Raw genomic sequence first — 21058 nt, forward strand, 5'->3', positions numbered from 1 at the left:
ACCCCCGGCAGTACCGGGGGTCTCCTCCTTTTGCCGTTTGCGCGCGGTGCGCGGCTCACTCCGTCTTCAGGGCCGCCGCCATCGTCCTCAGCTCCTCGAAGGAGCCGGTGCCGGCCACCACCGTCGTGGAGCCGGAGGTGTCCGCGAGGACCAGGGCGTCGTACCGGCCGCCGGCGCAACGCGTCCAGGTGCGGCCGGCGATCCGCTCGGTCCGCTTCGTCTCCGACCCGCCCTGGCTGGCCTGGTCGACGGCGTCACGCCGCTTCTGCGTGGACTGCTCGACCTGCACGTACTGGCCGTCCGGGCTCTGGTAGCCGAGGTGCCAGCGGTCGGACTTCTCGCCCTGGAAGCGTACGGAGGTCGCCTTCCAGGTACTCGGCAGACCTTCGGGCGCGGCCACCGGGTAGCTCGCCGCCCGGCGTGCCGTGAGCAGCTCGACCCGGTAGTCGACCCGCTTGATGTCGGGAGCGTGATCGTCGTGCGGAATGGCGATGAGGTAGACGGCCACCGCCGCGATGCCGATCAGGGCCAGGGAGAGGATCATGTCCCGGGCCGTCTTCTGCTTGCCGTTCGAACCTGCCACGCCCCCTATCGTCGCAGGTCCCCCGAGCGCTCATCCGTGGGGTCCCCTGCTCATTTTGTATGCCTGACGATAGAGTCGGCGTCCAAGACCCTCATCCGGCCGTCGTCGTATCAGAAAGGTGCGCTCCGATGACCGAACATCATCACCTGCCGTCCGAACTGGACGTTCCCTCCGAGGCTCCCGACCGCAACCTCGCCCTCGAACTCGTCCGGGTGACCGAAGCCGCCGCGATGGCCGCGGGCCGCTGGGTGGGGCGTGGCGACAAGAACGGCGCCGACGGTGCCGCGGTGCGCGCCATGCGGACCCTCGTCTCCACCGTGTCGATGAACGGCGTGGTCGTCATCGGCGAGGGCGAGAAGGACGAGGCCCCGATGCTCTTCAACGGGGAGCACGTGGGCGACGGCACCGGTCCCGAGGTCGACATCGCCGTCGACCCGATCGACGGGACCACGCTGACCGCCAAGGGCATGCCGAACGCGATCGCCGTCCTCGCCGCCGCCGAGCGCGGCGGGATGTTCGACCCGTCCGCCGTGTTCTACATGGACAAGCTGGTCACCGGCCCCGAGGCGGCGGACTTCGTCGACATCGACGCGCCGGTGGCCGTCAACATCCGGCGGATCGCCAAGGCCAAGAAGGCCACGCCGGAGGACGTCACCGTCGTCATCCTGGACCGGCCGCGGCACGAGGGCCTGATCCGGGAGGTCCGGGAGGCCGGCGCCCGCATCAAGCTGATCTCCGACGGCGATGTCGCCGGGTCGGTGTACGCGCTGCGCGAGGGCACCGGCGTCGACCTGCTGCTCGGCATCGGCGGCACCCCCGAGGGCATCATCTCGGCCTGCGCCGTGAAGTGCCTGGGCGGCACCATCCAGGGCAAGCTGTGGCCGAAGGACGACGAGGAGCGGCAGCGGGCGATCGACGCCGGGCACGACCTGGACCGGGTGCTCACCACCGACGACCTGGTCTCCGGCGAGAACGTGTTCTTCGTCGCGACCGGGATCACCGACGGCGAGCTGCTGCGCGGCGTCCGGTACCGGTCGGAGACGGCGCTGACCGAGTCGATCGTGATGCGGTCGAAGTCGGGCACGGTACGGCGGATCTACTCCGAGCACCGGCTGAGCAAGCTGCGCGCCTACAGCGCCGTCGACTTCGACCGGGCCAAGTGACCGGGTGACACCGGGGCCGGCCGGCCCCATGACGAAGGGGCGCCCTCGGTGCGGAGAGGGCGCCCCTTCCCCTGCTTCGGGCAGGTCTCAGCCCGCCATCCGGTTCGCCGTCGCCCTCGCCGCCTTCTTCAGGTCCATCTCGCGCCTGCGGCGCCGCGCCAGGACCACCCGGCGCTCGGCCGCGGTGAGACCGCCCCAGACGCCGTACGGCTCGGGCTGGAGCAGCGCGTGCTCGCGGCACTCGACCATGACCGGGCAGCGGGAACAGACCCGCTTCGCCGCCTCCTCGCGGGACAGCCGGGCGGCGGTCGGCTCCTTGGACGGGGCGAAGAACAGACCGGCCTCGTCGCGCCGGCACACCGCCTCGGTGTGCCAGGGCACGTCTTGGTCCCTGTCCCGTTGGTCCCTGTCTCGCGCTGGCACCCGCTGCGCCGGAACGGCAGCTACCGGTAGGGACGAATGCGGCGGTTGCAGCACGGTCTACTCCTGACGACGGCTTCGCGAGCGAGAGACGATGCAGCAAGGCCTACCCGCTGTGCGCGTGCCTATGCACAGCGTTCCCGTCCGTCGGCGCGCGGCGGCTCGTTCACGCCCCCGTCGCGGCACCGGGACAGGAGCGGACCCTTCCGGTTACCGGCGGATTCGCGACCGTCAACGGCCCAGGTGTTTGCGCAGCTTCCGGTCGACCTTGTCCTGGACGCGCTCCAGGATGTCCGCCACGACCTTGCCGCGCCGGGGCCGCGCCTCGACGCTGCCGAGGACGGCCCAGCCGTCGACGTAGACGACCGGGGCGCCGGGGTCCACCGAGTCCAGCGGGCTCACCTCGAAGCTGCCGAGCACACCGCCCCCGGTGCCGCGCAGCGAGATGTTCTCCGGGACCCGGATCCGCACGTCGCCGAAGACGGAGACCGCCTTGACCACCACCTGCTGGTACTCGAAGATCGCCTCGCTGAGGTCGATCTCGACGCTGCCGAAGACCGCGTACGCGTGCAGCCGGCGCCCGGCGCGCCAGCGGCCCCGGCGCACGGCGCTGCTGAACACCGCCACCACGTTGGCGTCGGCCTCCGCCGGGATCGTGCCCGGGGCGGGGCGCGGCGGGACGGGCGTGTAGGCGGCGGCGCCGGATCCCCGGTGCGCGCCGGGCAGGTCCCGGATGAAGACCTCCAGCTCGCCCACCGTCTTGGCGTGCAGCACCCCGTCCACCCGCTCGGCGTGCTCGTCGGCGGCCAGCCGGCCCTCGGCGAGGGCCTCGCGGAGGAGGTCGGCGACCCGGTCGCGGTCGGCGTCCGAGGCGCGCAGCTCGGCGGCGGGCGCGGGGGCGGTGTGCTGAGGAAGGTCCACGGCGGCAGCGTACCGAAACACGATAGATCGCGACACCCCCGACTGAGCCTTACCTCACAGATCCGCCGCCGGCGACAGGTCCTAGGCTGGTCCGGGTCCGCCAGCGTCGGCGGGCCGCCGTCCGTCACAGTGAGGAATGGGCTGAGATGCCTGAGTTCGCGTACACCGATCTGCTGCCCCAGGGAGAGGACACCACCCCGTACCGGCTGGTGACGTCCGAGGGCGTCTCCACCGTGGAGGGCCCGGACGGGCGGACGTTCCTCAAGGTGGAGCCGGAGGCGCTGCGCAAGCTGGCCGAGGAGGCCATCCACGACATCCAGCACTACCTGCGCCCGGCCCACCTCGCGCAGCTGCGCCGGATCATCGACGACCCGGAGGCGTCGGGCAACGACAAGTTCGTCGCGCTCGACCTGCTGAAGAACGCGAACATCGCGGCGGCCGGCGTGCTGCCGATGTGCCAGGACACCGGCACCGCGATCGTGATGGGCAAGCGCGGGCAGAACGTGCTGACGGCGGGCGAGGACGAGAAGCACCTCTCGCACGGCATCTACGACGCCTACACCCGGCTCAACCTGCGCTATTCGCAGATGGCTCCGCTCACCATGTGGGAGGAGAAGAACACCGGCTCCAACCTGCCGGCCCAGATCGAGCTGTACGCCACCGACGGCGGCGCCTACAAGTTCCTGTTCATGGCCAAGGGCGGCGGCTCGGCCAACAAGTCCTTCCTGTACCAGGAGACGAAGGCCGTCCTGAACGAGTCCTCCATGATGAAGTTCCTGGAGGAGAAGATCCGCTCCCTCGGTACGGCCGCCTGCCCGCCGTACCACCTGGCGATCGTGGTCGGCGGCACCAGCGCCGAGTTCGCGCTGAAGACCGCCAAGTACGCCTCCGCGCACTACCTGGACGACATGCCGGCCGAGGGCTCGCCGCTCGGCCACGGCTTCCGGGACAAGGAGCTGGAGGAGAAGGTCTTCGAGCTGACCCAGAGGATCGGTATCGGCGCGCAGTTCGGCGGCAAGTACTTCTGCCACGACGTCCGCGTGGTCCGCCTGCCCCGGCACGGCGCCTCCTGCCCGGTCGCCATCGCCGTCTCCTGCTCGGCGGACCGCCAGGCCGTCGCGAAGATCACCGCCGAGGGCGTCTTCCTGGAGCAGCTGGAGACCGACCCGGCGCGCTTCCTGCCGGACACCACGGACGAGCACCTCGACGACTCCTCCGACGTGGTGCGGATCGACCTCAACCAGCCGATGGACACGATCCTCGCCGAGCTGACGAAGTACCCGGTCAAGACCCGCCTGTCGCTCACCGGCCCGCTGGTCGTGGCCCGTGACATCGCGCACGCGAAGATCAAGGAGCGGCTGGACGCGGGCGAGGAGATGCCGCAGTACCTGAAGGACCACCCGGTCTACTACGCCGGCCCGGCGAAGACCCCCGAGGGCTACGCCTCCGGTTCCTTCGGCCCGACCACGGCCGGCCGGATGGACTCCTACGTGGAGCAGTTCCAGGCGGCGGGCGGCTCCAAGGTGATGCTCGCCAAGGGCAACCGCAGCAAGCAGGTCACCGACGCGTGCGACGCGCACGGCGGCTTCTACCTCGGCTCCATCGGCGGCCCGGCCGCCCGCCTCGCGCAGGACTGCATCAAGAAGGTGGAGGTCCTGGAGTACGAGGAGCTGGGCATGGAGGCGGTCTGGAAGATCGAGGTCGAGGACTTCCCGGCGTTCATCGTGGTGGACGACAAGGGCAACGACTTCTTCACTTCGCGGGAACCCGAGCAGCCGACGTTCACCAGCATCCCGGTGCGGGGTCCTGGCCTGGCCTGAGCCATCCCGTAAGCGCCTCACAGACCCCTCGGCGTCGCCCGGGGGGTCTGCTGCTGTCCGTGGGTGGCGCTATGAGCCCCCCGCTCCCGTGGCTTGAAACGCACCCTTGACGCCAGCACGGCAGCATCGGGAGGGTCCCGTGCGTAGAAGTCCGTGCAATCCGCGTAGCCCGGGAGGCTGCTGTGTCGCTACGGTTCATCGCCAAGGACCCGAACACGGACGGGGCGAACTGCCCCACGGTCTGGGTCGACGAGGAGAAGCAAGAGATCGTGTTGCAGGGTTGGACGGTGGACGATGCGACGCGCGCCGAGTGCCTGAAGACCGGCCCCATCCCCGACAGTGAGACCGTCGTCCGGCTGCCCATGCGTATGGTCGCCGCCATCAGGGAGGCTTGTGATGCCGCAGACGGCCCCACCGTTCAGTGAGCTGCTGGCGAACTGCCGGCGGTCCGCCGTGCATCTGGAGATGCGCGACTTCTACGACGACCCGGACGAGGCTCCGCGCGTGGCCGCGTGGAAGGCCGGGCATCGGCCGGACCCTGACGACCGAGCGTCCTGGTGGCGGCCGTGGCTCGACATGGTGTCCGAGGCGGTTGCCCGTGGTGTCGTGATCCGCCGCGCCCGGATCGTCTCCGAGCCGGTGAGCGAGTACACCCGGTACCTCTACGACGGCACATTCACCAACATCGCCGCTGGTGAGCAGATCCGTTGGCTTCCCCGGCGGAACGCGTCGGATCTGGCACTCCCCGGCAATGACTTCTGGTGCTTCGATGACCGGCTGGTGAGGTTCGGCTACTTCTCCGGTGAGGGCGTGTACCTCGGCGACGAAGTGGATGACCGCGCCGAGGTGGTCAAGCTGTGCGCCTCGGCGTTCGAAGCCGTCTGGGACCAGGCCGTTCCGCACGATCGCTACAGGATCTGAGAACGCACAGCACCAATGGCCCGTTCCCCTTCGTCCAGCGTCCAGGCGGCCCGTGAGGCGCTTGCAGCGCGCCTTCGGGATCTTCGCCTAGACGCTGGTCTGAAGGCCCGCGAGGTGGCCGTAGAGGCTGGCTGGCATCCCTCCAAGGCGAGTCGACTGGAGAACGCCGTAACGCCCCCCTCGGACGCCGACATTCGCGATTGGTGCCGCGTCTGTGGAGCCGACGATCAAGCAGCCGACTTGATCGCCGCGTCTCGCTCGGCAGAGTCGATGTACGTCGAGTGGCGACGGCTCCAGCGCACCGGGCTACGCCGACTCCAGGAGTCGTACGTACCTCTCTTCGAGCGCACCCGCGCTTTCCGGATCTATTGCTCCAACGTGGTGCCTGGCCTGCTCCAGACTCCCGCATACGCAACCGCACTGCTGACTGAGATCACCGACTTCCGGCAGACACCCAATGACGTCACGGAGGCCGTAGCCGCCCGCATGGACCGGGCGCGGGTCCTGCGTGAAGGAGACCACCGATTCGCCATCCTCGTTGAGGAAGCCGTCTTGCGGTACCGCATTGGCGACGCCGGAGTCATGGCCGGACAACTGGGCCACCTGCTGTCGATCATGTCCCTACCGGCGGTTTCACTCGGAGTGGTGCCGTTCACTGCTGCGCGGCACATGTGGCCGCTGGAGACGTTCTCGATCTATGACAGCGCCCATGCCCAGGTAGAGCTACTGACTGCCGCTGTGAATGTCACAGCGCCCTCGGAGATCGAGCAGTACGCGAGAGCGTTCGAACGGCTGTCAGAAGCAGCGGTCTACGGGGCGACGGCACGAACCTTGATCACGAAGGCAATCGAGGCACTCGACTAACCCGCGTGCAATTTCGTAGAACTTCGTAGAGCCCGGAAGTGGCTCGTTCCTAGCGTGGTCTGCACGACCAGAGGAGGGGCGAGTGATCATGGCGAGCGACGCAAGAGCCCGACTGTCCGAGGCGTTCGATGTGTTCGGCAGCGATGGCATGTTGCTGGTGTTCCACGACCCGGACGATCCGTTGGGAACGACAGCCGAAGGGGCGGACGCTCCGCCTCATTCGGGAGTGGAACGTTCGAGCCTGCGGGAACGGGTCGCCGAAGCCAATGCCCGGAGCCGTGGCGAAATCCTCTGATGGCGCGCACCGACCCGCGCCGCCCCATAACGATCATGCAGGCACCGTGGTCGTTCGGCCAATACTGCGGGACGTGCACCGGGCACCGCGAGATCTGGTGCCCCATGTGCTTCGGCTTCGAGGGCTGCTCGGGCTGCAACATGCGGCGGAAGGTCCCTTGCCCTACGTGTGCCGGCGGGCAGCTCCTGCCCCTTGTCTGGTGATTCTTCACCGCTGATCTCCGCCCCTGTCGGACGTGACCCATCCCCCTTTCCCCCATGGCTGGGGATCCCGGCAGGGGCGGGCAACACCCCGTTTCGCAGACAGCGAGACGGCCAACAAGCACCATGGAACTCAGGAGGGAATCAAGTGCGTAGCTGGTGGCTCACTGCGCTGCAAGCAGAAGGCCAGGGCATGAAGAGACCCCCGAAGCGTTTACACGCAACGGGGGTCGGTGTCATGGCGTCGGGTGGCTCTGCTACTTCCGCTTGTAAGCCTGCTGCTTCGGCAGGATGTATTCCGCCTCCGGCTCGGTCAACCAGTACTCCTCGGGAACACGAAGCCCCGTTTCCTTCGCGATCTCGGCAAGCTCGGGCATCGTACAGACGACTCGTCGGCTCCCGTCTTCCGTGGCCCCCACGGTCACAGTTATACCGTGCCGTTGCAGGAACACACGCTTTTGCTCGTCATCCTTGGCCGCCCACTCTTCGGAGTAAGTTTGCCCAGTCTCCTTCCAGGCCGGGGCGTCCTCAGCAGCCTTGATTTCCTCCCTCAGACGTTCAACCTTGGCAGACTGGAATTCGTGCTGCCCCCAGTACCGTTCAATCTGCACATCGGTCTTGAGCCGTCCAGCTAGGTAATCTGCTTCCAGCCGGTCTAGCGTCGCCTCGGCCTCGGCAAGCTCAGTCTTGGCCTGACTGATGGAATTACCAGCACGCTCCATAACCGGGAGGGGACCCAGCGTGAACTTCACGAAAGTCCCGACAGCCGTGTCTAGGTCATCGCGCCGAATGCGGCCGGGGTTGGGACACGTTCCGGTGTTGACGTTGTTGCAGGCGTAATAGTGATGTACGCGGCCGTTCGGCTTCGTCTTCTTGTTAGACGACATCCGGGCGCCGCAGCCTTGGCACGTAGCCACACCGCCAAGCATCGACCGCGAAGGAGTGGCCCGCCTGACCGGCCTGTCACTCTTCAGCACAGAAACGAATTCGGACCACTCGGCAAACTCCATCAAAGGTTCATCAGTAATCCGAACGCTCTCGCCGTTCTCGTCTACAACATTTTCACCCTTATATGTGTAGATGCCGGCCACCGTCGGATTCATGACTATGGCGCGAATAGCGTTAGCCGTCCAGGCAACACCCCTCGGCTCTTCTCCCTTCACGATTCGAAGATGATCCCGCCACGTAGGCACACCGCGCTTATTCAGGTCAATCGCGATCTTGTATGAAGACCAGTCGCCCTTTAGGCGCTCCACAATTTCGCGAAACAGTTCCGCATAGGTGGGGTCCGGAACAAGTTTCTTCCCCCCGCCTTCCTGTCGCTCAAAGCGGTATCCGTACGGCTCCACACCGCCAATCCACACACCCTTGGCCTTACGAGCAGCCGAGCCAGAAAGCGCGCGAGCCCGGATGGTGTCCAACTCGCCTTCGGCGAAGGCCGCGATGATCTGAGCGAACATCTTGCCCATGGGTGTGGACATGTCGATGCCCTCGGTCACGGACACGATGGACTTCCCGTGCTTCTGGCACCACTCGAAGACCTCGGCGAAATGGCCGGCCTTCCTGCTGAGGCGGTCGAGCTTCCAGACAGCCAACACATCCCATTCGTCGGCCCGCTCGTTGAACCAAGGACCGAGGCCCGGTCGCTTGAAGGGATGCATCGCTCCGGACACGTCCAGGTCTTCCGCCCAGCCCGCTATGCGGCCGTCCACGGCGGGGCCAGCAGTCCAGTGCTCCACGGCCTGCCGCTGCTTCTCGGGACTGGTGGTGTCGTCCTTCAGGATGGACAGGCGTACGGCCCCCAGGACCCTCGGGTTAGAGATCACGGCGCAGATCGTACGGGGGTGCATGCGAGATGAACAAACCAAACGACTTCTTCCAGGACCCCGCGCCCCAGCCGACGTTCACGTCGATCCCGGTGCGCGGCCCCGGCCTGGCGTAACCCGCTCCCGCCCGTCGCCCCCGCCCCGGGAACCGTCTCGGCGCGGGGGCGACGGGCCGTCGCGCCGTGACGGCGCGGCCCGCGACCGCCGGCCCGCGCTCCCCGGCACCCGTCCGGCCCAGTCCCCGGAACATTCCGGCCCCCGTGATCGCTGTACGGGACATGAGCGAATACCGCATCGAGCACGACTCCATGGGCGAGGTCCGGGTCCCGGCGCACGCGAAGTGGCGGGCGCAGACACAGCGCGCCGTCGAGAACTTCCCGGTCTCCGGACAGCGGATCGAGCGGGCGCACATCGAGGCGCTGGCCCGTATCAAGGCGGCGGCGGCGAAGGTCAACGCCGAGCTGGGCGTGCTGGACGAGGAGGTCGCGCAGGCGATCCAGGAGGCGGCCGGGGAGGTCGCCGCGGGCACCTGGGACGAGCACTTCCCGGTGGACGTGTTCCAGACGGGTTCCGGGACGTCGTCCAACATGAACACCAACGAGGTCATCGCGACGCTGGCGACCGAGCGGCTCGGCCGGGACGTGCACCCCAACGACCACGTCAACGCCTCGCAGTCGTCCAACGACGTCTTCCCGTCCTCGATCCACATCGCGGCCACCGCGGCCGTCACCCACGACCTGATCCCGGCCTTGGAGCACCTCGCCGCCTCCCTGGAGCGCAAGTCCGAGGAGTTCGCGGAGGTGGTGAAGTCCGGGCGCACCCACCTGATGGACGCGACGCCGGTGACGCTGGGCCAGGAGTTCGGCGGCTACGCGGCCCAGGTGCGGTACGGCGTCGAGCGGCTCCGGGCCTCCCTGCCCCGGCTGGCCGAACTGCCGCTCGGCGGCACGGCGGTCGGCACCGGCATCAACACCCCGCCCGGCTTCTCCGCCGCCGTCATCGCGGAGGTCGCCCGCGCCACCGGGCTGCCGCTCACCGAGGCCCGCGACCACTTCGAGGCGCAGGGCGCCCGGGACGGCGTCGTGGAGACCAGCGGGCAGCTGCGGACCATCGCGGTCGGCCTGACGAAGATCGCCAACGACCTGCGCTGGATGTCGTCCGGGCCGCGCACCGGTCTCGCCGAGATCCGGCTGCCCGACCTCCAGCCCGGCTCCTCGATCATGCCGGGCAAGGTCAACCCGGTCGTCCCGGAGGCGGTGTTGATGGTCGCCGCGCAGGTCATCGGCAACGACGCGACCATCACCACGGCCGGCGCGGCCGGCAACTTCGAGCTGAACGTGATGCTCCCGGTCATCGCCAAGAACGTGCTGGAGTCCGTCCGGCTGCTCGCCAACGTCTCCCGGCTGCTGGCCGACCGGACCGTCGACGGCATCACCGCCGACCGCGAACGCGCCCGCGAGTACGCCGAGTCGTCGCCCTCCGTGGTGACCCCGCTGAACAAGTACATCGGTTACGAGGAGGCGGCCAAGGTCGCCAAGAAGTCCCTCGCCGAACGGAAGACGATCCGCGAAGTCGTCCTGGAGGGCGGGTACGTGGAGCGCGGCGACCTCACGGCGGAACAGCTCGACGAGGCGCTGGACGTCCTGCGGATGACCCGTCCTTGACCGGCAGGTGGGCCGCCGGGTCCGTCCGCACGCCGTGACGTGGACCGCAGCGTCGTATGTCGCGGGCACCTAATATCTGCCCATGACGGACGACGGAGCGATGGCACGAGTGGCAGCGGGACCCGCGACGTACTGGGCCCCCGGGGCGCACATCCTGTGGCGCTACCGGGAGAACGGGGGCGAGCACTTCCACATCGCCCGGCCCGTCACCGTCGTACGCGACGACGCGGAGCTGCTGGCGGTGTGGCTGGCGCCCGGCACCGAGTGCGTGAGACCGGTCCTCGCCGACGGCACGCCCGTGCACCGGGAACCGCTGGAGTCCCGCTACACCAAGCCGCGCACGGTCCAGCGGGACCGCTGGTTCGGCACGGGCGTACTGAAGCTGGCCCGGCCCGGCCGGCCCTGGTCGGTGTGGCTGTTCTGGGAGCCGGGCTGGCGGTTCAAGAACTGGTACGTCAACCTGGAGGAGCCGCTGTCCCGTTGGGCGGGCGGGGTGGACTCCGAGGACCACTTCCTGGACATCACCGTGCAGCCGGACCGGAGTTGGCAGTGGCGGGACGAGGACGAGTTCGCCCAGGCCCAGCGGGACGGGCTGATGGACGCGGCGACCGCCGGGCGGGTGCGGGCGGCCGGCCGGGAGGCGGTGGAGGCGATCGACGCGTGGGGGCCGCCGTACTCGGACGGCTGGGAGCACTGGCGCCCGGACCCCTCCTGGACGGTACCTTCTCTACCCGAGGACTGGGACCGCACTCCCGCGCACATGTCCTCATGAGACCCTTGCCGCGCCCCCGGGCAAGAAACGTAGGATCGTCCTCCGCAAGGGCGCGTAAGTGCAACTACCGGAGCATGAATCGGGCTTGACCGATCGTCACCGAGGGACGGCAAGGCGTGAGCGAGGGGTACCAGGGCACCACCACGAAAGCCGGCCCCGCGGGAATTCCGTTCCCTGGGCACGTATTGCGGGTATCGGGACTTCGGCGGGACCAACCGCGCGCCCGGCGCACCCGGCGCGCAGCCCCGGACGGATGGATGCGACACGCGTGACGGAGCAGCCCACCTCCTTCGAACGCCCGCAGCCGGGCGTCGACCCCGCGGAGACCCGCGGGGCGCTCCTGCGTACCCCGGAGCAGCCCTCGCGGCCGCTCGGCGACCCGGCCTTACCCGCGCAGGCCCGGGCCGACGGAACACCCGCCGGCCCGGACACGGCCACGCCCCGCGGCAAGGGAGAGGACGGCATGGGGAAGGAACACGCGGTGAGCGGCCCCGAGCACTCCCAGCCCGCCACCACCGAACCCGGCGCGCACCGGCCGAGGCCCGCACCGGAGACCATCCCGGCGCAGCCCGGCGCCGAGCAGGACCGGACGTCGGGCGGCTCGGAGCGCCGTACCGGGCGGGGACTGCCGCCGGGCCGGCCGATGCCGATGCGGCGGGACGGCGACCGGCTGAGGTTCGTGGGCGCGGCCACCCGGCGGATCGCCCGCGGGCTGGACCTGGACGAGATCGTGATGGGTCTGTGCCGGGCCACCGTGCCGACGTTCTCCGACGCGATCCTGGTCTACCTGCGCGAACCGCTGCCGGTCGGCGACGAGCGGCCCACCGGTCCGGTGGTGCTGCGGCTGCGCCGCACGGACCGGATACCGGCGGAGCGGGACACCGACGGGATGCTGCTGTCGGGTTTCGAGCCGGAGCCGGAGCCCGCGGTGCTGGCGGACCTGTCGTCGCTCACCACCGAGCTGTGCGAGGTACGGCCGGGCGGCGCGCTGAACGAGGTGCTGCGCGGGGTGCGGCCGGTGTTCGCCGACGCGCCCGCCGCCCGCGCCGCGCTGCCGGAACTGCTCGGCGAGGGCGGCGAGGTGATCGTTCCGTCGGGGCAGCACGCGATCCTCGCGCCGCTGCGCGGCCGGCGCCGGGTGATCGGCGCGGCGGTGTTCCTGCGCCGCCCGGAGCGCCCGGCGTTCGAGGCGGACGACCTGCTGGTGGCGGCCCAGCTGGCGACGCACAGCGCGCTCGGCATCGACAAGGCGGTGCTGTACGGCCGGGAGGCGTACATCGCCGACGAGTTGCAGCGCACCATGCTGCCGGAGACGCTGCCCCGGCCGACGGGGGTGCGGCTGGCGTCCCGCTATCTGCCGGCCGCCGAGACGGCACGGGTCGGCGGTGACTGGTACGACGCGATCCCGCTGCCGGGCAGCCGGGTCGCCCTCGTCGTCGGCGATGTGATGGGCCACTCGATGACCTCGGCGGCGATCATGGGCCAGCTGCGCACCACCGCGCAGACCCTGGCCGGGCTGGACCTGCCGCCGCAGGAGGTGCTGCACCACCTGGACGAGCAGGCGCAGCGCCTGGGCACCGACCGGATGGCGACCTGTCTCTACGCGGTCTACGACCCGGTCACGCACCGCATCACGATCGCCAACGCCGGTCATCCCCCGCCGGTGCTGCTGCACCTGGGCGGGCGGGCCGAGGTGCTGCGGGTGCCGCCGGGCGCGCCGATCGGTGTGGGCGGGGTGGACTTCGAGGCGGTGGAGCTGGACGCGCCCGCCGGGGCGACCCTGCTGCTGTACACCGACGGGCTGGTGGAGTCCCGGCTGCGGGACGTGTGGACCGGCATAGAGCAGTTGCGGGAGAAGCTGGCCGCGACCGCCCAGCTGACCGGTCCGGATCATCCGCCGCCGCTGGAGGCGCTCTGCGACGAGGTGCTGGACATGCTCGGCCCGGGCGACCGGGACGACGACATCGCGCTGCTCGCGGCCCGGTTCGACGGGATCGCGCCGAGCGATGTGGCGTACTGGACGCTGGAGCCGGAGGAGACGGCACCCGGCCAGGCCCGCCGGCTGGCCCGGCGGGCGCTGGCCCGCTGGGACCTGGAGGATCTGTCGGACTCGGTGGAGCTGCTGGTCAGCGAGGTCGTGACGAACGCCGTGCGGTACGCGTCGCGGCCGGTGACGCTGCGGCTGCTGCGTACGGACGTGCTGCGCTGCGAGGTCGGTGACGACGTGCCGCAGCTGCCGCGGCTGCGGCAGGCCCGCGCCACCGACGAGGGCGGGCGCGGCCTGTACCTGGTCAACCGGATGGCCCGGCGCTGGGGCGCGACCCGGCTGAGCACCGGCAAGGTGGTCTGGTTCGAGCTGCACCGGGGCTGAGCCGGCCCGGTGCGAGGACGGCGCGGGGGCGCCCGGAGAATTCCGGGCGCCCCCGCTCGTGTGCCTGCTCCCGTCGCGTGCGCCTACTGCGGACCCGGCTCGCCCAGGCCGCTCTCGGGATCGAGCGGGCCCTCGGTCGCCGGGGTCGTCGGCGGCTCGCTGCTGGGCGTCTGCGACGGCGTCTCGGAGGGCGTCTGGGACGGCGGCGTCTGCGAGGGCGTCCGGGACGGCGTCCGCGACGGGGTCTCGGAGGTCGGCGGCGCGCTGGTCGGCGTCTGCGACGGCGTCTCGGTCTCGGTGGGCGTCCACGTCGGCGTCTCGGTCGGCTCGACGGCCGCGCCCTGCGTGGTGTTGAGGTCGAAGGCGGCCTTGTCGGTCACGCCGAAGGTGTACGCGGCCCAGATCTTCGCGGGCGGGCCGCCGCCGTTCACACGGCCGCCGCCCATCGCGCCCTTCAGCGAGACATGGGCGCCCTTCTTGATCGGCTCGCCCTCGCAGCCGGTGCCGCCGGCCTTGTCCGCCTCGCCGAACAGGCCGACCGAGGTGACCAGGTCGGGCGTGTAGCCGGTGAACCAGGCCGAGCGGTTGCAGTCGGAGGTGCCCGTCTTGCCGGCCACCTGCTGGCCGTCGCGCAGCGGGTTGCCGGCCACCGACTCCTGGGCGGTGCCGTCGTCGACCACGCCGGTGAGCACCGAGGTCACCGTGTCGGCGGCGGTGCGGCTGATCACCGAGCCGCCGACCGCCTTCGGGACGTCGACCGAGCGGCCCTTGTTCTCCGCCGACTTCAGGATCGTCGGCGTCACCTTGTAGCCGTGGTTGTCGAAGGTGGCGTAGATCCCGGCCATCTCCAGCGGGCTGGCGCCCATGGAGCCGAGCGTCTGCGCGGGCACGGCCTGCATGCCCTTGGTGTCCATGCCGAGCCTGCCGGCGGTGCCCATGACCTCGCGCATGCCGACGTCGACGCCCATCTGCGCGAAGACGGAGTTGACGGACGCGTTCATGGCGTTCTGCACGGTGATCTTGCCGTAGTCGCGGTCGTCCTCGTTGGGCGGCGCGAACCCGACCCTGGAGCCGTGGTCCAGGACCTGGCGGCGGCTGGTGCCGTCGTAGACCGTGTCGGCGGTGATCGGCTTGCCGTCCTGCGTGGTGGCGTTCCGCTCCAGCGCGGCGGCGAGGATGACCGGCTTGAAGGTCGAGGCCGGCTGGTAGTCGGTGCGGGTGGCGTTGCTGTAGTAGTGCTTGTAGTAGTCCTCGCCGCCGTACAGCGCGACGATCCTGCCGGTGGCGGGGTCGACGGAGACGGCACCGGCCTGGACGTCGGCGTCGACCTTGCGCCGCTTCTCGTCGAGCCGGCCGGTCAGCTCGGTCTTGACGGCCTTCTCCAGCGCGGCCTGCTTCTTGCGGTCGATGTTGAGGGTGATGGTCCAGCCGTTCTCGATGACCGCGCTCTCGGCCTGCGACTGGGTCAGGCCCTGCTGTGCCATGAGGTGCTGTTCGAGCTGCCGGTTGGCGAGTTCGACCAGGTAGCCCTTCTGCCCTTCGAGACCCGGTGCGCCCTTGGGCTCCTTGATCTCGGGGAAGTGCAGGCCGGCGCGCTGGGCCTTGGGCAGCCAGCCCTCCTCGACCATGTTGTCGAGGACGTAGTTCCAGCGCTCCGTGACCAGCCTCTTGCCGGTGGGGGTCGCGACCGCCCAGTCGTACTGGCTCGGCGCCTGGAGCAGGGCGGCGAGGTAGGCGCCCTGCTCCACCGTGAGGTCCTGGGCGTCTACGCGGAAGTAAGCCTGGGCCGCGGCCTGGATGCCGTAGGCGTTGCGGCCGTAGTAGCTGGTGTTGATGTAGCCGGCGAGGATGTCGTCCTTGGATGTCTCGCGGTCCACCTTCAGCGCGATGACCAGTTCCTTCAGCTTGCGCGTGACGGTCTGGTCCTGGTTGAGGTAGAAGTTCTTGACGTACTGCTGGGTGATGGTGGAGCCGCCCTGCTTACCCTTGCCGGAGACCGTGTTGAGCAGGGCGCGGGCGGTGCCCCGGAAGTCGACGCCGGCGTCGTGGTAGAAGCTCTTGTTCTCCGCTGCGACGAAGGTCAGCTGGACCTTGCGCGGCACCTTGGACAGGTCGACGATCTCGCGGTTGACCTCGCCGTCGCGGGCCAGGATCGTGCCGTCGCTGAACTTGTAGATGTTGCTCTGCCGTTGCGCGGCGGCGTTGCCCTCGGGGATGTCGACGTACAGGTACAGGCCGACGAAGCCCAGGATGCCGAGCAGGCACACCGTGAAGACGGTGCCGAGGATCTTCTTCCAGGTGAACATCCGGCGTATGAGGCCCTTGGCGGGTCTGCCGGCCGCCGCGGGTTCGGAGCGGCGGCGCTGGGGCGCCGCGCGGTGACCGCCGCGCTGTCGCGCTCGTCTCTCTTCCGCTCGTCCCATGGGTCCCTACGCTCGCTTCCGTCTCGGGGTCAGCTGTGAAAGCTAACACCCCTCTATATGACAAAGGGCATCTGATCCGGTCTTTTACGGACGTGACAATCAGCACCCACCTCTAAGGAACCGACGAACGGGAGTGCCACCGGGTTGCCTGATCGCAAAAGAGTGCTATCACTTTGCTAGACTCCGGGCGAGGCCCGGGTCGTCCAGCTCTTCGGGCGCTACCGGGGCACGATCCGGCAGGACGGCCTGCGCTGGGTCAACCCCTTCACCTCCCGGACCCGGATCTCCACCCGGGTGCGCAACCACGAGACCGCCGTCCTCAAGGTCAACGACGCCTACGGCAACCCGATCGAGCTGGCCGCCGTCGTGGTGTGGAAGGTGCAGGACACCGCGCAGGCCACCTTCGAGGTGGACGACTTCACCGAGTTCGTCGCCACGCAGACCGAGACGGCCGTGCGGCACATCGCCATCGAGTACCCCTACGACGCCCACGACGAGGACGGCCTGTCGCTGCGCGGCAACGCCGAGGAGATCACCGAGAAGCTGGCCGTCAAGCTCCAGGCGCGGGTGGAGGCGGCCGGTGTGCGGATCGTCGAGTCCCGTTTCACGCATCTCGCGTACGCTCCGGAGATCGCCTCGGCGATGCTCCAGCGGCAGCAGGCGGGGGCGGTCGTCGCGGCCCGGCGGCAGATCGTGGACGGCGCCGTGGGCATGGTCGAGGCGGCGCTGGAGCGGATCGCGGCGGCGGACATCGTGGAGCTGGACGAGGAACGGAAGGCGGCGATGGTGTCGAACCTGATGGTGGTGCTCTGCGGCGACCGGGCCCCGCAGCCCGTCCTCAACACCGGGACGCTCTACCAGTGACGGACTCCGCCGAGACCCCGCAGCGCCGGCCGCGGCAGCGCAAGCAGGTGCTGCTGCGGCTGGACCCGTCGGTGTACGACGCGCTGGCCCGGTGGGCCGGGGACGAACTGCGGTCGGCGAACGCGCAGATCGAGTTCCTGCTGCGGCGCGCCCTCGCGGAGGCCGGACGGCTGCCCGGGGACACGGGCCCGCTGCCGCGCCGCGGCCGGCCGCCGGGCGGCTCCACGCCCGGACCCCCCTCGGCCTGACCGGCCCCCGTCCCCCGCGCGGGACAGGGGCCGGCCGTCGTCACGGAACCCTGACAAACGCCCGCCGCCTGCGGCGCGGTACCCCCCGCCGCGATCTGTGCACGCCGTGTATACACCGGGCGTATACACCGTGTGTAGAGTGCTGCCATGTCCATCGGTCACACCCTCCTGGGGCTCCTTGAGGCCGGCCCGCGCCACGGTTACGACCTCAAGCGGGCCTTCGACGAGAAGTTCGGTCACGACCGGCCGCTGCACTACGGCCAGGTCTACTCCACGATGTCCCGGCTGCTGAAGAACGGTCTCGTGGAAGTCGACGGGATCGAAGCGGGCGGCGGCCCCGAACGCAAGCGGTACGCCATCACCGACGCCGGCGTCACCGACGTGGAGCGCTGGCTCGCCACCCCGGAGAAGCCGGAGGAGTACCTCCAGTCGACCCTCTACACCAAGGTCGTCCTCGCGCTCCTCACCCGGCGCGACGCGGCCGACATCCTCGACACCCAGCGCGCCGAGCACCTGCGCAGCATGCGCGTCCTGACCGACCGCAAGCGCAAGGGCGACCTCGCGGACCAGCTGATCTGCGACCACGCCCTGTTCCACCTGGAGGCCGACCTGCGCTGGCTGGAACTGACCGCGGCACGCCTGGACAAGCTCCGCGCGGCGGTGACCCGATGACCCCTCCCCCCGGCTCCCTGCTCGCCGCCGAGAACCTGCGCAAGTCCTACGGCCACACAGTCGCGCTCGACGGCGCCGAGTTCTCCATCCACCCCGGCGAGGTCGTCGCCGTGATGGGCCCCTCCGGCTCCGGCAAGTCGACTCTGCTGCACTGTCTCGCCGGCATCGTGCCGCCCGACTCGGGCTCCATCACCTACGACGGCCGCGAGCTGTCCGGCATGGACGACGCCGCCCGCAGCGCGCTGCGCCGCAGCGAGTTCGGGTTCGTCTTCCAGTTCGGCCAGCTGGTCCCGGAGCTGACCTGCGTGGAGAACGTGGCCCTCCCGCTCCGGCTGAACGGCCGCCCGCGCAAGGAGGCCGAGCGGGCCGCGCTCGGCTGGATGGAGCGCCTGGAGGTGGACGACCTCGCCGGCAAGCGGCCCGGCGAGGTCTCCGGCGGCCAGGGCCAGCGGGTCGCGGTGGCGCGGGCGCTGGTCACCGGGCCCCGGGTGCTGTTCGCCGACGAGCCGACCGGCGCGCTCGACTCCCTCAACGGCGAGCGCGTGATGGAGCTGCTGACCGACGCCGCCCGTTCCACCAACGCGGCCGTCGTGCTCGTCACGCACGAGGCCCGGGTCGCCGCCTACTCCGACCGGGAGATCGTCGTACGCGACGGCAGGTCACGGGACATGGAGCGGGCCATATGAGGGTGCGGCAGTGGTCCAGGGACCTGGGCCTGGGGATGCGGTTCGCCTTCACCGGCGGGCGCGAGGGCTGGATCCGGACGCTGCTGACGGCGGTCGGCGTCGGACTCGGCGTGGCCCTGCTGCTGCTGACGGCGGCGCTGCCCCATCTGCTGTCGGCCCGGCACCAGCGCGAGGAGGCCCGGCAGGACCTCACCTACGGCACGGCCGTGCCGCCCAGGGCCGACGACACGGTGCTGGTCGGGCTGAGCGACACCAAGTGGCACGGCAGGGACATCCGCGGCCGGTTCCTGGAGGCCGAGGGCGCGCGGGCGCCGCTGCCGCCCGGCGTGGACCACTTCCCCGCCAAGGGCGAGATGGTCGTCTCCCCCGCGCTGCGGGACCTGCTCTCCTCTGAAGGGGGCGGGCTGCTCCGCGAGCGGCTGCCGGACCGGATCACCGGCACGATCGGCGAGACCGGGCTGATCGGCTCGCACGAACTGGCCTACTACGCGGGCGCCGAGGGCATGACGGCGACCCGGGACGGCACGCACGTGGTGCGGCTGACCGCGTTCGGGGACCAGCGTCCCGAGCCGGAGCGCATGGACCCGGTGCTGATCCTGATGACGCTGGTCGTCTTCGTCGCCCTGCTGACGCCGGTCGCCGTGTTCATCGCCGCGGCCGTGCGGTTCGGCGGCGAGCGGCGCGACCGGCGGCTGGCCGCCCTCCGGCTGGTCGGCTCCGACAGCCGGATGACCCGCCGGATCGCGGCCGGCGAGGCGCTGGCCGGAGCCCTGCTCGGACTGGTCGTCGGCACGGGGTTCTTCCTCGTCGGGCGGCAGGCGGCCGGCGAGGTGGAGGTGATGGACAAGAGCTTCTTCCCCAGTTACGTGGACCCCTCTCCCGCGCTCGCCGCGCTGGTCGCCGTGGCGGTGCCGGCCGCCGCGGTGCTGGTGACGCTGCTCGCGATGCGCGGGGTGGTCGTGGAGCCGCTCGGCGTGGTGCGCACGGCCCGGCCGGCCCGGCGGCGCCTGTGGTGGCGGCTGCTGCTGCCGCTGGCCGGCCTCGCGCTGCTGTACCCGATGATCGGCAACGGCCGCTCCCACGGCGACTTCAACCGGTACCAGGTCGTCGGCGGCGTGCTGCTGCTCCTGGTCGGCGTCACCGCGCTGCTGCCCTGGCTCGTGGAGGCGGCCGTGGCCCGGCTCGGCGCCGGTTCGCTCTCCTGGCAACTAGCCGTCCGACGGCTCCAGTTGAGCAGCGGTACGGCGGCCCGCATGGTCAACGGCATCGCCGTGGCGGTGGCCGGCGCGATCGCCCTCCAGATGCTGTTCGCCGGCGTGGAGAGCCAGTACACGAAGGACACCGGCGAGGACCCGAACCGGGCCTCGATGGAGGTCGTCCTCTCGGACGGGGCGCGGCTGTCGGCGGCGGCCGGCGGCCTCGCCCACACCAAGGGTGTACGGCAGTCGGTGGCGCTCTCCAGTGGCGGGCTCGGCGACAAGCGCCGCGACCCCGTCGCCTCGGCGTCCGTCACCGTCGGCGACTGCACCGCCCTGCGCGAGGTGGCCCACCTCCCGTCCTGCCGGGACGGCGACGTGTTCAGGGTGCCCGGCACGGACGAGGACGCCGCCCTGCGGGCCCTGCTGCGGCCCGGCCGGCGCGGCTTCCTGGACGCCACCTACTCGGGCACCGACCCCGGGCGCGAGATCCCCTGGACCGTGCCGGCCGGACTGCGCGAGGCCACGGCCCGCGAGGACTCGCTCGAGGCCGGCGTGGAGGGCCTGCTCCTCACCCCGTCCGCCCTGCCCGCCGAGGCCCGGTCGACGATGTACCACCACGTCTACGTCCGGCTCGACGAGTCGGTTCCGGACGCCGAGGAGTACGTACGCAACACGGCCGCCCGGGTGGACCCCCTGGCCAACGCCTGGCGCTGGACCGGGACCGAGCAGTCCGCGCGCTACTCCTCCCTGCGCACCGGCCTGTTCGTCGGCGCGCTCTGCGTACTGGTGCTGATCGGGGCGAGCCTGCTGGTCTCCCAGCTGGAGCAGTTGCGCGAGCGGCGCAAGCTGCTGTCGTCGCTGCTCGCCTTCGGCACCCGGCGCCGCACGCTGGGCCTGTCGGTGCTGTGGCAGACGGCGGTGCCGATCGCGCTCGGGCTGCTGCTGGCCTCGGTGGTGGGCCTGGCCCTCGGCACGGTGCTGCTGAAGATGACGGCCACGCCGGTCACCGTGGACTGGCGAAGCGTCCTGGCGCTGACCGGCGCCGGCGCGGCGGTGGTCCTCACGGTCGCCCTGGTGAGCCTGCCACCGCTGCTGCGCATGATGCGCCCGGAGGGCCTGCGGACGGAGTAGCGGCCGTGCCGCCCC

General features: G+C 70.5%; 18 protein-coding genes and 1 pseudogene. 14 read left to right on the forward strand and 5 right to left on the reverse strand.

The window, feature by feature from the left end; all coding sequences use genetic code 11:
• Positions 1–55 precede the first annotated feature (55 nt).
• A complete protein-coding gene (locus IF37_RS0120015; RefSeq protein ID WP_030744266.1) occupies positions 56–583 on the reverse strand; it encodes a DUF4245 domain-containing protein in 528 nt (175 codons plus the stop codon).
• Positions 584–711: 128 nt separating this feature from the next.
• Between IF37_RS0120015 and glpX the strand changes: the two genes are divergently transcribed.
• Positions 712–1746, forward strand: coding sequence for a class II fructose-bisphosphatase (glpX, locus tag IF37_RS0120020; protein WP_030744268.1), 1035 nt, complete (start codon positions 712–714; stop codon positions 1744–1746).
• 87 nt (positions 1747–1833) lie between these two features.
• Here the strand turns inward: glpX and IF37_RS0120025 are convergent, their stop codons facing one another.
• Together IF37_RS0120025 and IF37_RS0120030 are read right to left on the reverse strand one after the other, a co-directional pair.
• On the reverse strand, positions 1834–2223 hold the full coding sequence (locus tag IF37_RS0120025; RefSeq protein WP_030744269.1) for a WhiB family transcriptional regulator: 390 nt from the start codon (positions 2221–2223) through the stop codon (positions 1834–1836).
• A 174-nt stretch (positions 2224–2397) separates the two neighbouring features.
• On the reverse strand, positions 2398–3087 hold the full coding sequence (locus IF37_RS0120030) for a DUF1707 domain-containing protein (protein ID WP_030744271.1): 690 nt from the start codon (positions 3085–3087) through the stop codon (positions 2398–2400).
• Between the two features lie 146 nt (positions 3088–3233).
• On the opposite strand from IF37_RS0120030, the gene IF37_RS0120035 reads away from it, so the two are divergent.
• From IF37_RS0120035 to IF37_RS0120055, 5 genes are all read left to right on the forward strand, one after another.
• Positions 3234–4907, forward strand: a complete 1674-nt coding sequence (locus tag IF37_RS0120035; RefSeq protein WP_030744273.1) for a fumarate hydratase — start codon at positions 3234–3236, stop codon at positions 4905–4907.
• Between the two features lie 182 nt (positions 4908–5089).
• Positions 5090–5332, forward strand: a complete 243-nt coding sequence (locus IF37_RS0120040; protein ID WP_030744275.1) for a hypothetical protein — start codon at positions 5090–5092, stop codon at positions 5330–5332.
• Complete coding sequence (locus tag IF37_RS0120045) at positions 5304–5828, forward strand: DUF6879 family protein (protein WP_030744277.1); 525 nt, start codon at positions 5304–5306, stop codon at positions 5826–5828. Before IF37_RS0120040 ends, IF37_RS0120045 begins: the two co-directional genes overlap by 29 nt.
• 15 nt (positions 5829–5843) lie before the next feature.
• The gene (locus IF37_RS0120050; protein ID WP_030744279.1) at positions 5844–6692 is read left to right on the forward strand and encodes a helix-turn-helix transcriptional regulator; all 849 of its coding nucleotides are present in this window, start codon (positions 5844–5846) and stop codon (positions 6690–6692) included.
• Positions 6693–6774: 82 nt separating this feature from the next.
• Complete coding sequence (locus IF37_RS0120055; RefSeq protein ID WP_216725849.1) at positions 6775–6987, forward strand: hypothetical protein; 213 nt, start codon at positions 6775–6777, stop codon at positions 6985–6987.
• Between the two features lie 457 nt (positions 6988–7444).
• Here the strand turns inward: IF37_RS0120055 and IF37_RS0120065 are convergent, their stop codons facing one another.
• The gene (locus tag IF37_RS0120065) at positions 7445–9013 is read right to left on the reverse strand and encodes a recombinase family protein (RefSeq protein ID WP_158727363.1); all 1569 of its coding nucleotides are present in this window, start codon (positions 9011–9013) and stop codon (positions 7445–7447) included.
• 278 nt (positions 9014–9291) lie between these two features.
• Between IF37_RS0120065 and IF37_RS0120070 the strand changes: the two genes are divergently transcribed.
• From IF37_RS0120070 to IF37_RS0120080, 3 genes are all read left to right on the forward strand, one after another.
• Positions 9292–10677: an aspartate ammonia-lyase gene (locus IF37_RS0120070; RefSeq protein WP_030744289.1), complete on the forward strand. Its 1386-nt coding sequence runs from the start codon at positions 9292–9294 to the stop codon at positions 10675–10677.
• An 82-nt stretch (positions 10678–10759) separates the two neighbouring features.
• Positions 10760–11449: a DUF402 domain-containing protein gene (locus tag IF37_RS0120075; RefSeq protein ID WP_030744292.1), complete on the forward strand. Its 690-nt coding sequence runs from the start codon at positions 10760–10762 to the stop codon at positions 11447–11449.
• Between the two features lie 268 nt (positions 11450–11717).
• Positions 11718–13820 (forward strand): ATP-binding SpoIIE family protein phosphatase, encoded by a 2103-nt coding sequence (locus IF37_RS0120080; protein WP_030744295.1) that lies wholly within the window; start codon positions 11718–11720, stop codon positions 13818–13820.
• Between the two features lie 83 nt (positions 13821–13903).
• Here IF37_RS0120080 and IF37_RS0120085 read toward each other — a convergent pair whose 3' ends face one another.
• Positions 13904–16243 (reverse strand): transglycosylase domain-containing protein, encoded by a 2340-nt coding sequence (locus IF37_RS0120085; RefSeq protein WP_030744298.1) that lies wholly within the window; start codon positions 16241–16243, stop codon positions 13904–13906.
• 183 nt (positions 16244–16426) lie between these two features.
• Between IF37_RS0120085 and IF37_RS0120090 the strand changes: the two are divergent.
• From IF37_RS0120090 to IF37_RS0120110, 5 genes and pseudogenes are all read left to right on the forward strand, one after another.
• A pseudogene (locus IF37_RS0120090) lies at positions 16427–17107 on the forward strand (SPFH domain-containing protein); the annotation flags it as partial.
• Positions 17104–17355, forward strand: a complete 252-nt coding sequence (locus IF37_RS0120095) for a hypothetical protein (protein WP_030744310.1) — start codon at positions 17104–17106, stop codon at positions 17353–17355. The pseudogene IF37_RS0120090 and the gene IF37_RS0120095, both read left to right, overlap by 4 nt.
• 147 nt (positions 17356–17502) lie before the next feature.
• Positions 17503–18027: a PadR family transcriptional regulator gene (locus tag IF37_RS0120100; RefSeq protein WP_030744313.1), complete on the forward strand. Its 525-nt coding sequence runs from the start codon at positions 17503–17505 to the stop codon at positions 18025–18027.
• Entirely contained in the window at positions 18024–18713 is a 690-nt protein-coding gene (locus IF37_RS0120105) for an ABC transporter ATP-binding protein (RefSeq protein WP_030744317.1), read from the forward strand. Before IF37_RS0120100 ends, IF37_RS0120105 begins: the two co-directional genes overlap by 4 nt.
• Positions 18710–21043: an ABC transporter permease gene (locus IF37_RS0120110; RefSeq protein ID WP_030744320.1), complete on the forward strand. Its 2334-nt coding sequence runs from the start codon at positions 18710–18712 to the stop codon at positions 21041–21043. The genes IF37_RS0120105 and IF37_RS0120110 overlap by 4 nt, the downstream gene beginning before the upstream one ends.
• Positions 21044–21058: the final 15 nt, after the last annotated feature.

Origin of the sequence: Streptomyces sp. NRRL S-31, assembly GCF_000718775.1 — a bacterium.
Classification (GTDB): domain Bacteria; phylum Actinomycetota; class Actinomycetes; order Streptomycetales; family Streptomycetaceae; genus Streptomyces.